The 11815-nt window shown below is 66.0% G+C and carries 12 protein-coding genes; 5 read left to right on the top strand and 7 right to left on the bottom strand.

All coding sequences use genetic code 11. The annotated features are described in order from the left end of the window. The first annotated feature begins 268 nt into the window (after positions 1–268). The gene (locus tag AC2VOP_RS20745) at positions 269–1546 is read left to right on the top strand and encodes a hypothetical protein (RefSeq protein ID WP_486962713.1); all 1278 of its coding nucleotides are present in this window, start codon (positions 269–271) and stop codon (positions 1544–1546) included. An 87-nt stretch (positions 1547–1633) separates the two neighbouring features. Here the strand turns inward: AC2VOP_RS20745 and AC2VOP_RS20740 are convergent, their stop codons facing one another. From AC2VOP_RS20740 to hypF, 7 genes are all read right to left on the bottom strand, one after another. Next, positions 1634–2368 (bottom strand): DUF6390 family protein, encoded by a 735-nt coding sequence (locus AC2VOP_RS20740; protein ID WP_486962712.1) that lies wholly within the window; start codon positions 2366–2368, stop codon positions 1634–1636. Beyond that, positions 2365–3510, bottom strand: coding sequence for a hydrogenase formation protein HypD (gene hypD, locus AC2VOP_RS20735; RefSeq protein WP_486962711.1), 1146 nt, complete (start codon positions 3508–3510; stop codon positions 2365–2367). The genes AC2VOP_RS20740 and hypD overlap by 4 nt, the downstream gene beginning before the upstream one ends. A gap of 10 nt (positions 3511–3520) precedes the next feature. Beyond that, positions 3521–3793 (bottom strand): HypC/HybG/HupF family hydrogenase formation chaperone, encoded by a 273-nt coding sequence (locus tag AC2VOP_RS20730; RefSeq protein WP_486962710.1) that lies wholly within the window; start codon positions 3791–3793, stop codon positions 3521–3523. 29 nt (positions 3794–3822) lie between these two features. Next, positions 3823–4935 (bottom strand): hydrogenase expression/formation protein HypE, encoded by a 1113-nt coding sequence (gene hypE, locus AC2VOP_RS20725; RefSeq protein ID WP_486962709.1) that lies wholly within the window; start codon positions 4933–4935, stop codon positions 3823–3825. Further along, complete coding sequence (locus tag AC2VOP_RS20720; protein WP_486962708.1) at positions 4935–5612, bottom strand: D-sedoheptulose-7-phosphate isomerase; 678 nt, start codon at positions 5610–5612, stop codon at positions 4935–4937. Before AC2VOP_RS20720 ends, hypE begins: the two co-directional genes overlap by 1 nt. 102 nt (positions 5613–5714) lie before the next feature. Next, complete coding sequence (locus AC2VOP_RS20715) at positions 5715–6395, bottom strand: HypC/HybG/HupF family hydrogenase formation chaperone (protein WP_486962715.1); 681 nt, start codon at positions 6393–6395, stop codon at positions 5715–5717. A gap of 66 nt (positions 6396–6461) precedes the next feature. After that, a complete protein-coding gene (gene hypF / locus AC2VOP_RS20710; RefSeq protein WP_486962714.1) occupies positions 6462–8813 on the bottom strand; it encodes a carbamoyltransferase HypF in 2352 nt (783 codons plus the stop codon). A gap of 338 nt (positions 8814–9151) precedes the next feature. Between hypF and AC2VOP_RS20705 the strand changes: the two genes are divergently transcribed. From AC2VOP_RS20705 to AC2VOP_RS20690, 4 genes are all read left to right on the top strand, one after another. Next, on the top strand, positions 9152–9487 hold the full coding sequence (locus AC2VOP_RS20705; protein WP_486962707.1) for a hydrogenase maturation nickel metallochaperone HypA: 336 nt from the start codon (positions 9152–9154) through the stop codon (positions 9485–9487). Positions 9488–9519: 32 nt separating this feature from the next. Further along, the gene (hypB, locus tag AC2VOP_RS20700) at positions 9520–10272 is read left to right on the top strand and encodes a hydrogenase nickel incorporation protein HypB (RefSeq protein WP_486962706.1); all 753 of its coding nucleotides are present in this window, start codon (positions 9520–9522) and stop codon (positions 10270–10272) included. Positions 10273–10470: 198 nt separating this feature from the next. Further along, positions 10471–11526, top strand: a complete 1056-nt coding sequence (locus AC2VOP_RS20695) for an NADH-quinone oxidoreductase subunit B family protein (protein ID WP_486962705.1) — start codon at positions 10471–10473, stop codon at positions 11524–11526. A gap of 31 nt (positions 11527–11557) precedes the next feature. Then, positions 11558–11815: nickel-dependent hydrogenase large subunit (locus tag AC2VOP_RS20690; RefSeq protein WP_486962704.1), on the top strand; the 258-nt coding region annotated here is incomplete at its 3' end.

Below are 11815 nucleotides of genomic sequence, written 5' to 3'. Positions count from 1 at the left end.
CTGACGATGTGGCGGTCGCTGGGCGAGGTCGACCAGCAGGGCATCGCCAACATCGCGGCCGTGCGCGACAAGGTCCGCCAGCGGGCGTGGGAGCGATTAAGACCCGCCACGGCGCGATCCCGGCGTCGCGGACCCCAATAATATATATATATATACATATATATACGTCAGTGGAACTCCCGCAGAAACGAATCCCTGGTCGTCGGGTCGCCCGGCCACCGGATCGGCAGCGGTCACCCCGACGACTCATCACCCAACCGTGCCCGCCATGCGGCGCGTTTTGACCTGGGGCGGTTATCTGGGTACGTTCGCGCTGGGTGAAGGAGCCGCGCAAATGTCTATACGGAAAATTGATGTCACCGCCGCGTTGGCCGGTGGAGCCGCCGCTGCGATGCTGGGTATCGGGGTCGCCCACGCCGACGAGGGCACCGATGTGATCAACGGCTGGACAGTGACACCGACAAATGCCAGTGACAGCGGCGTCAGCGGGATCCCGGCCACGCTGTCAGACCCGAGCGATTCGCTTGGACTTGGCACGACGCCGATATCGGGCGGCTTTGACAGTGCTCCGGCGGTGCTCAGCAGCATCGGATCGAACGACCTATTTACCACGCCGCTTTCGGTTGCGGGTACGCCAGACAGCCTCCTGATTCAAGACAACTGGGGGCCAGGATTCGAGTTTTCCTCAGTTCAAGCCGGTGCCCACAACGATGTCCTTGCCTTCCTGGTGCCCGCCGCCGATGGAAACCAGGTTGTCGATCTGTTCAACTTCGGCACTCTCGACGCCCCGCCGCTGTTCAACCCGGACGCCACCGCCCCCATCGACATAGGCGGGGTGCAGCTGGCTTCGCCGCACGACGGAGCGCTGCTCAACAACCTCGTCGACGCGCTGTTCCTAGGCGACACCGCCGACTGGGCCAAGGCGGCGACACTGTTCGATGCCTGGACGGGCATCGACCCGTCTGGCGGGGCCGGTGGAGCCGCCGCTGCCGCCAGCGGCGGCATGGCGGCCGACGATGCTAGCGGCGCGACCACAAGCTCAGATGACCTGTTGAGCACCGCCGTGACCGATTTCACCGACGCCAAAACCGTGCTGTCCAGCATTGATGTCTCCGACGCCCCAAGCCAGCTTCAGTCTTCGCTTTCTGGGTACATTACCGACCAAACAGCCATGTTGAACACAGACGTGTCAATCTTGAATGATTACGTGGGGCCGGCCGAGTCCACGGTGTTGACGGACTCCGGTCCACTGTCAACCGTGGTCGACCAGTGGTTTTTCGAGCCACTCAACCAGGACTGGGCCGCTGACAGCAAGGCTTTGCTGACCGCCGATCAGGGGCTCGACACCGCGGTTGCCAGCGGTTTGCAATCCGATATTACAAGTGCGCTACAACAGGTGCTCGCAGCCGACAGCCATAATCTCCTCACCGAGGTCGAGTCGATGCCACTTTATGTCCTCGGCGTCTTCCTCGGCGACGGGTCTGGTGCTGCCGCCGGTGCTAGTCCAGGCTTCTTCGACCTTCCGTTCGGGTTGTTCGGGTTATAGCCTTGGCAATGGTGCGCGTTGACTCATCCAAAACGCGCGAGCAGACCTCTTCGTTGCCTCAACTAATAAGGTTAAAGTTAGACCAGGCTAGACCTGCGCCAGCCGTCGGTTGGTGGCCGCCAGCTGGCGCTCGGTGCTCTCGGCCAGCGCATAAATCTGCTCCTGCGTCAGCCGGCCACACAGCCGGCCCCAGTGCATGGCCACCCGGTCACCGACCGACACGTCCGGCACCGCGGTATACCCGTCGGCCCACACCTCCAACCGGCGCACCGATGGTTCGGATAGCCTCAGCACCCGCCCGTCCCACACCAACGCGGCGCACGACACCTCGACGTCATCGCCGTCGCGGGAAACCACGGTGCCCCAAGTGATGCGGCAGCTATCCAGCACCCGCAACGGGTGCTCGCTGCGGCCTAGCAGCCGTGACCACGGGTAGACACCGAACACGTGAAAGCAGTGGTTGCCGGCCGCCTCGCCGGCCAGGTCGGCAGTCAGATGCGACCAGTAGCGACCGGCCTGCGGGCCGATGATCGCCAGCAAGCGATCGAAAAACTGGTTCGGGTCGAGGTGGGCGGCCACCCCGCCGCCGAGCCAGTACGACTCGACCAGCCGGTAGTCCAGCGGGTCAGCGATACCGGTCAGCGCCGACAGCACCCGCAGATAGGGCCAGGCGCCGGAGAACCTGCTCGCTGCCGCCCGCACCGCCTCGACCGATCCGTCCCGCAGGGTGGCGCCCAGCGGCGGTCCGCAATAACCCAGCGCGTTGGGTGCGTACGCGTAGCGGGCGAACATGTCGGCCCCCCGCGCGTCGAGAGCTGTCATACCGGGGTGGGCCGCTTCGCCAGCTTGGCGACGTCGCGGTGCATCCGGCCGAAGTTGTAGTAGGCCGCGCACGCCCCTTCCGGGGACACCATGCAGGTGCCGATCGGGGTCTCCGGGGTGCACGCGGTGCCGAAAACCTTGCATTCCCATGGCTTGAGCACGCCCTTGAGCACCTCACCGCACTGGCAGGCCTTCGGGTCGGCGACCCGCACTCCGGGCATCGAGAAGCGCAATTCGGCATCGAGCTCGGCGAAATCGTCGTTGAGCTTGAGCGCACTGTGTGAGATGAAGCCCAGTCCGCGCCATTCGAAGTGCGGGCGCAACGCGAACACCTTGCTCATCAGCGCGAGCGCAGCCGGGTTGCCTTCCGGGCGCACCACCCGCGAGTACTGATTTTCGATCTCGCAGCGGCCCTCCCGGATCTGGGTCAGCAGCATCGCGACCGCCGCCATGATGTCCAGCGGTTCGAAACCGGCGATCACTAACGGCTTGTGATAGACATCGTTGACAAATCGGTATGGCCGGTCTCCCACCACCGTGGACACATGCCCGGGGCCGATGAAGCCGGATAGCCGCAGATCCGGCGATTCCAGGATTGCCTTGATCGGCGGAATGATCGTGACGTGGTTGCAGAACACGGTGAAATTGGTCAGCCCCAACTCGCGGGCTCGTACCAAGGTGACCGCGGTCGACGGTGCGGTGGTTTCGAACCCGACCGCGAAGAACACCACCTGCTTGTCGGGGTTGTCGACGGCGACCTTCAGCGCGTCCAGCGGGGAGTAGACGAACCGCACGTCGGCGCCGCGCGCGTTGGCGTTGAGCAGATTGCCGTCCGATCCAGGTACCCGCATCATGTCGCCGAAGCAGGTGAAGATCACGCCGGGTTGCTCAGCCAGCCACATCGCGTCGTCGATGCGTCCCATCGGGATCACACACACCGGGCACCCGGGGCCGTGTACCAGTTCGACGTTCTCCGGTAACAGGTGTTCGATGCCGTGCCGGTAGATGGTGTGGGTGTGCCCACCGCACACCTCCATGAACTTGAAGTGTTCGTGCGCATCACCGGCTGCGGCCAGATGCTCGATGGTGACCAGCAGCTTGCGAGCGGCGGCCGGATCACGGAACTCGTCAACGAATTTCACGGCTATCCCCTCACACGATGGCAGACGTGTCGAACGCTTCCATTTCGGTGTCGTAGACGCCACCGAGCTTCTTGATGGCCGCTAGCGTGAGCAGCGCTTCGGCCTCGTCGATCTTGGCCATCGCGAAGCCAACGTGGACCAGGACCCAGTCGTCGGGTTGCGGCATCTCATTTTCCAGCAGCGCCACGCTGATGGTGCGTTGCACACCGCTGACGTCGACCTTGGCCAAAGAGTTTTCCGGATCGGTGATTTCGACGATTCGCCCAGGAATTCCCAAACACATTTTGCGTCATCTCCTCAACTTTGGAGCCTTCAGCAGATCCGGGGCAGCGGATCACCGACGAGCATGTCGACGATCCGGGTGCCGCCGAATCCGGTTTGTATGACCACCGTCTCGGCGGGTTCTGTCAGGATCTCGCCCACTTCGGCCGCGTCGGCACCCAACGGATGCGACCGCAGCGCGGCAAGCCCCGCCTCGGCCTCGTCTGCCGCGACGACAGCGACGAACTTGCCCTCGTTGGCGACATACAGCGGATCGATGCCGAGCAGCTCACACGCACCGCTGACCATCGGGTGCAGTGGCAGCTGGTCCTCTTCGAGCAACACCGCCAGACCGCAGGCCTGGGCCAGCTCGTTGCAGACGGTGCCCACACCGCCGCGGGTTGGATCCCGCAGCCAGCGGGTGGACGGGGCGGCCGTTAAAAGCAGCTCCACCAACGGGCTGACCGACGCGGTGTCCGAGCAGATATCGGCCTCGAGGGCCAGGTTCCCGCGGGCCAGCATCACCGCCATCCCGTGATCGCCGATCGAGCCGGATAGCAACACCTTGTCGCCGACACGCACCGACGACGGCGACAGCTGCCGACCGGCCGGAATGACGCCGACCCCGGTGGTGGTGATGAACAGCCCGTCGGCCGCGCCCCTGGGCACCACTTTGGTGTCCCCGGTGACGATCTGCACGCCGGCGCCAGCGGCCGCCGTCGCCATATCGGCGACGATCTGCTTCAACTCGGCGATTTCGAAGCCCTCTTCGAGCACGAAAGATGCCGAGATCCATTGCGGCACAGCGCCCATCATGGCAAGGTCATTAGCGGTGCCGTGCACAGCAAGTTCCCCGATCGAGCCACCGGGGAAACGCCTGGGCTGCACCACAAACGAATCGGTCGACATAGCCAGCCGCTCGCCACCAGGCAGTGTGAGAACTGCACCGTCGCCGAGGGATTCCAGCAGCGGGTTGCGGAATGCTTCCACAAACACGGCGTCGACCAACGCCGCTGACGCCTTACCACCCGCCCCGTGCGCCAAAGTCACCTGCTCGTCGAGCAACCGGGGACGCCGCTTGCGGAACGACTCGATCCGCTCGATCACCTCGCTCTCGGCGAATTTCGGTCCCCTGGCCAGGTATTCGCTTGCCCCGGTGCTCATCAGAGCACCACCGCCTGTTCACTCCGCTGTTTGGCAAGCTGTTTGTGTACCGCCAGCCACAGCTCGTAGCCCAGCAGCGACTGCGATTCCTGGATCCGGTGAATGCTCTGCGACCGGACGATGAAACACGCATCGACATCGGGGTTGTCGGCGAAGGCGCCACCGGCATACCCGGCCATACCGATGGTGTACATGTCGCGACGCCGATGCGCCTCGGCCAGCGCCGTGATCAGATTCGGTGAATTGCCGCTGGTGGAGATCGCGATCGCGATGTCTCCCGGCTTGGCATGCGCGATCAGCTGCCGGGCGAACACCAGCTCGTATCCGACATCGTTGCCCAGCGCGGTCAACACCGACGGATCGGCCGCCAACGACCAGGCCGGCAGCGGTCGGCCGATCGGTGGCCGGGCGAACAGAGCGGCGAACATCAGCGAGTCGGTGCAGCTGCCGCCGTTGCCGAAGGTGAACAACCGCCCGCCGGCGGCGAATCGGCGCGCCATCTCCGTGGCGGCGGTCGCCAGCAGCTCGGCGTTGGCCTCTAATGTGGTGCGGCGCAGCGCCAGGCTCTCGGTCGCCTTCGCGTGCGCGGAAGCGGTCAGGTCGGCCAGCAGCGACTCGGGGGCTTCTTCGTGGGCGTCGATGAACGGGTACAGGAAATTGGTGGGTTCCTCCGTCATTTGCGTCGCTCCTCCTCATCGCTTCGCTCTGCATCGTCGCCGACGCGGGTCATTTGCGTCGCTCCTCCTCATCGCTTCGCTCTGCATCGTCGCCGACGCGGGTCATTTGCGTCGCTCCTGGTCCGTTTTGCTGATCGCCATCCCGGCATGCACCAGCAGCAGGTCGCCCGCGGCGACCGCACCGACGAGCGTCGTCGCGACGTCCTCGACTCCCCGGGCGGTGCGGACCTGGGCCATGCCCTCCGTCGCGGTGATCACCTCACCGAGGCGGCCCTCGTCACTGCAGGTGACGCAGGCATCATCCGCCCCGGCGTCCGGTTTCAACAGGCCAGGATGCTCGAAGCAGACGTGGGTCAATTCCCACAGCAGGTGGTAGAGCAGCACGAACCCACCGGTCGCTGGCACCCGCGGATCAGGATCGTCGAGCCACAGCACGTGGTCGGCGGCGCCGGCCGGAGGGCGTTGGCCGCTGCCGATCCAGACGGTGGTGGCTCCCCAGGCCGGGCTTCGACGCATCACCGAAGCCACCTCCGGTTCGTCGGCGCTCGCGATGGCGACCACGATGTCGCCCGGGCTCACCGAGATCCGCACCATGTCAACCAGGCCGGATCCGGTCAGCGCCACCGCCGGCAAGGCGCGCTTGCCCATGATGACCGGGTGGACGAACTCGACTGCGACGTGCAGCGCGTGCGGCTCCCAGCCCGGCGCGATGCACCACAGGGTGGCGCCGGCGGCGAACCGTTTGGCCAAGGTGAGCGACGCGGCCGCCAGATCGGCGGTCATGTCGGCGTTCACGCCGCGGTCGATGGCGGTGGCGGTTTCGCTGGCACTGCTGGTAGTGGTCACGACTCAGCCCTCCCCCGCGTCCGATTGCGGGTCCAACGCGCTGAGCAAGGCTACCGCCGCCTGACCCAGTGCCAACCCGCCGTCGTTGGGCGGGACGGTGCGGTGGGTCAACACGTCGAATCCCGCCCGCTGCAGTTCTTGCCGGCATGCCCGCAACAGCAGCACGTTCTGGAACACCCCGCCGGTCAGCCCCACCAACCCGACGCCATCGGCGACCCGGGCGACCACCTCGGCGACCGCGACCGCGACGGCGCGGTGAAACTGCGCCGCCAACACCACCGGCCCCACCGAGGCCCGCAGCGCCGACACCATCGCCCGCACCATGCCGGTGGGATCGATCACGGCGTCGTCGCGCACCTCCAGCTGCAGCGCCGGCAGCCCCGCCACGTCGCCGGCGGCGGCCAGCGCCTCGAGTTCGATCGCGGCCTGGGCCTCGAAATCGATGCGGTGCCGAACCCCCAGCAGCGAGGCGACCGCGTCGAACAGTCGGCCCATGCTCGAGCACGGCACGCAGCCCTCCCCGGTTTCCAGCTGCGAGCGGATGAGCCGCAGTTCGGTGGGGCTGGCGGCGGCCACCGGGGCCAAGTCGGGGGTCCAGTCGACACCGGCCGCCCACAGCTGTGACAACGCCATCCGCCACGGGTTGCGCACCGCGGTGTCCCCACCGGGCAACGGTACCGGCAGCAGGTGGGCGACCCGGGCGAACCGGTGGCTGTCGGGCCCGACGGCCAGGATTTCGCCACCCCAGATCGTGTGGTCGCATCCGTAGCCGGTGCCGTCGAAGGAGACCCCAATGATGGGTTCACCGAGCCGACCGTGCTCGGCCAGCAGCGAGACGACGTGCGCGTGGTGGTGCTGGACCAGATCCAGCGGGCGGTCGCCGGCGTGGCGTTCGGCCCAGCTGCGGGTCTGATATCCCGGGTGCAGGTCGGCGGCCAGCCGCACTGGCCGGTGCCGGATTTCGCTGAGCTGGCCTACCGCGCGCTCGAACGCGTGCAGCGTTTCCAGCGTCGCCATGTCGCCGATGTGACCGGAGATGAATGCACGTGGGCCGTCGGTGAGGCAGAAGGTGTTCTTCAGCTCACCGCCGACGGCGAGCACGGCCGGCCCGTCCCGCCCGAGGTCGACCGGCAGCGGCGCGTACCCGCGGGAGCGCCGGATCGGCAGTTCCCGCCCGTCGACGACGCGGACCACCGAGTCGTCGCACGGCACGTGGATGGGCCGGTTGTGTTCGAGTACCGCGTCGCAGAGCCGGGGAAGCCGCTGCGCCGCATCCTCGTCGGTGAAGCAGATCGGTTCGCCGGAGTTGTTGGCGCTGGTCAGCACCAACGCGTCGGGGACCGGTGTGCCGACGTCCGGGACGGGTGCCAGCAGCAGGTGATGGATCGGTGAATACGGCACCATCAGCCCCAGCAGCGGGCAGCCGGGCGCGACGGTGTCGGCCACCGGCGCGTCCGGGCGGCGGCGCAGCAGCACGATCGGGCGGGCCGGGCTGGCGAGCACCGCGGCCTCGGCGTCGTCGATGAATGCGTACCGGCGCGCGACATCCAGGTCGCGCACCATCATCGCGAACGGCTTGGCGCCTCGGGCCTTGCGGGATCGCAGCACGCCGACCGCCACCTCGTCGTCGACCACACAGCCCAGGTGGTAGCCGCCGATGCCCTTGATCGCCACCACCGCGCCGGACGCCAGCATCAGCTGGGTGGCCGCCAGCGCGGCATCGGATCCGTCGACTCGCCCGTGCGGCCCGGTGAACCACAGCGTTGGTCCGCAATCCGGGCAGGCAATGGGCTGGGCGTGGAACCGGCGGTCGGCGGGATCGCGGTATTCGGCGGCGCAGCGCTTGCACATGGCGAAGCCCGCCATGGTGGTTCCCGGCCGGTCGTAGGGCAGTTGGGCGATGATGGTGAACCGCGGCCCGCAGTTGGTGCAGGTGATGAACGGGTACCGGTACCGGCGGTCATCCGGGTCGAACAGCTCACGCAGACAGTCGTCACACAACGCGATGTCGGGCGGGATGGGGGTGGTGGCACCGGCAACGGTTTGGCTCTCCACGATGCAAAAGCCCGGCTCCAGTGCGGTTGCAACGTCGACAACGGCGACATTAGTGATCCGGGCCAGCGGCGGCGCCTCGGCGCGCAGCCGGCGGCCGAATTCCTCGATCGGCCCGGGGCGTCCCTGTACCTCGATGAAGACCGCGCCGGAATCGTTGCCGACGAACCCGCTCAGCCCCAATTCGGTGGCGATCCGGTGCACGAACGGGCGAAATCCGACCCCTTGCACGACACCGGTCACGGTAAACCGCCGCCGTATTTGCTCGGATGCACGGCCAGGCCGTAGCAGAATATCGGTCATGCCGACCGCCCGATCGGATTTGACGTCGAACAGCGAGGCGGCGCGCACTGCTCGCCGCCCGGATTGATCCATCCGCTACCGCACGTTTTCGATCACATTCTTTCGTTTTCTCACGCGCTTCATCCATCGTAGGCCCGCAAGCAAAAGCATGGTGCAGGATTGGCCGCCACCAGCGCCGACGGCACCACCGCGGCGGTCATAGCGCATCGCCGGCCTTGCAGCTCAATGTCTTCGGCAAGCTCTGGTGTTTCTCTAGATCGCGGGCGCAACGATCACCGCTCGGTGTACAACGGTGCTCATGGGCCGGTACAGCCGCCTGGGCGCCGCGGTGGCCAGCGATGCATGAACTGTCGCTGTGCCAGGCGATCGCCGAGGTGGTCAAACCCCATGCCGACGGCCGCCACGTCGACGTGGTCCGGGTCCGGATCGGCGCCCTGCGTCAGGTGGTGCCCGAGTCGCTGTCGTTCTGCTGGACCATGGTCCGTGAGGTTGAGGACATGCCCGACGCCGAGTTGGAGTACGAGTTCATCCCCGCCGAAGTGCGCTGCCGCTCGTGCGGCCGGGATTCGACGGTCACGTCGCAGTATTCACTGTTCTGCCCGCACTGCGAAGGCGCCGACATCGAAGTGCTGCGCGGCGACGAGTTCCTGGTGACCTCGCTGGACGTCTCGTGAACGGCGCGGCAGAAGGTGCAGAAAGGTGAGACATGGGTAGGTTTCATCGCCACGATGACGGCACGGTGCACGAGCACGAGCACGACCACGGGGATCACAGCGGCTACGCCACCGGTAGCCAGCGAATCGACGTGCTGGAGGCGATCTTCGCCGAGAACGATGTCCGAGCCGGCGCCAACCGGGAAGCGTTCGAGAGCAACGGCGTCCGCGCGCTGAACCTCATGAGCTCGCCGGGTTCGGGGAAGACCACGGTGTTATCGGCGACCCTCGACGAACTCGCCGGGGAGATCGCCGTCGGGGTGATCGAGGGTGATATCGCCACCGATCTCGACGCGGCCAAGCTCGAAGGCCGCGGCGCCCAGGTATCGCTACTCAATACCGGCAACGGGTTCGGCGGTGAATGCCACCTGGATGCCCCGATGGTTGCGCGTGCGCTTCGCGGCCTGGACCTGACCGGCCTGGACCTGGTGGTGATCGAAAACGTTGGAAACCTGGTCTGCCCAGCCGAATTCGACGTCGGTGAGCATGCCAAAGCCATGGTCTACTCGGTCACCGAAGGTGACGACAAACCGCTGAAGTACCCGGTGATGTTCCGCGCCGTGGATGTGGTGCTGCTCAACAAGATCGACTTGGTGCCCTACCTGGACGTCGACGTCGACGCCTACATCGCCCAGGTGCGCAAGGTCAATCCGACAGCGACGATCCTGCCGGTCAGTGCCCGGACCGGTGACGGCATGGGTTCCTGGTTCGGTTGGGTGCGCCAGTTTGTGGCCGGCCCGGCGTGAAAAATGCAAGTCATTCGCATGACAACACTGCAAATAGCTTGCAACACTGGTGGACCGATTGCCAGATATATTGCCGATTCGTTGACAATGAAGAGCTCTGGGGAGTAGACCGAGAAAGTAGCGCCGCGTAAGCGGGCCGACCGACGACTCCGGCGGTGTCAGGGGCCCACAGCCCGTGGCCCCGGAAAGCTGCGGGTCATGCCAACGGAAGCGGCAGTCAAAGCGGAAGAAACCCTCATTCACGTGTTGTGGATCAACGCGGGTCTGAGTTGTGACGGCGATTCGGTGGCGCTGACTGCGGCCACCCAGCCCAGTGTGGAGGAGATCGCGCTGGGTGCGTTGCCCGGGCTGCCCAAGATCGCCGTGCACTGGCCGCTGATCGACTTCGAATGCGGGCCCAGCGGAGGGGCCGACGATTTCTTGTCGTGGTTCTTCAAGGGCGAGCGCGGTGAGCTGGACCCGTTCGTGCTCGTCGTTGAGGGCTCGATTCCCAACGAGGCGGTCAAAGACGACGGTTATTGGTGCGGATTCGGCAACAATCCGGCTACCGGTCAGCCGATCACCACCAGCGAATGGCTGGATCGGCTGGCGTCCAAGGCGACCGCGATCGTCTGCGCCGGGACCTGCGCCTGCTACGGCGGCATCCACGCGATGGCCGGCAACCCGACCGGGGCGATGGGGGTGCCCGACTATCTGGGCTGGGAGTGGAAGAGCAAGGCCGGCATCCCGATCGTCTGTGTGCCCGGCTGCCCGATCCACCCGGACAACCTCTCCGAAACTCTGACCTACCTGCTCTACATGGCCACCGGCCAGGCGCCGATGATTCCGCTCGACGAGGCGCTGCGGCCGGCCTGGCTGTTCGGCGCCACCGTGCACGAAGGCTGCGACCGGGCCGGCTACTACGAGCAGGGCGACTTCGCCACCGAGTACGGCTCGCCGAAGTGCATCGTCAAACTCGGCTGCTGGGGTCCGGTCGTCAAATGCAACGTGCCCAAACGCGGGTGGATCAACGGCATCGGCGGCTGTCCCAACGTCGGCGGCATCTGCATCGGATGCACCATGCCGGGCTTCCCGGACAAGTTCATGCCGTTCATGGACGAACCGCCGGGCGGCAAGGTATCCAGCACCGCATCGGGGCTGTACGGATCGCTGATCCGCAACCTGCGCGGCATCACCCACCGCACCCTCGAAAAAGAGCCGCGCTGGCGGCACAACCGCCCAGAACTCACCACCGGCGCCCGCCGCACCTGGTAATGCACCACCCCAACACAGGAAGCGAAGTTCGATGACGACGATCATCCCCAAGCCGACGCAGGAAAAAAGAGAGCCCGGCCAACTGGTCGAGATGGCGTGGGACCCGATCACCCGGATCGTCGGCAGCCTCGGCATCTACACCAAGATCGACTTCGACAACCGTGAAGTAGTCGAATGCCATTCCACGTCGTCGATCTTCCGCGGCTACTCGATCTTCATGAAGGGCAAGGATCCCCGCGACGCGCACTTCATCACCAGCCGCATCTGCGGGATCTGCGGTGACAACCAC

Source organism: Mycobacterium sp. TH-M106 (assembly GCF_057473765.1).
This window is presented reverse-complemented; position numbering and strand designations above follow the sequence as displayed.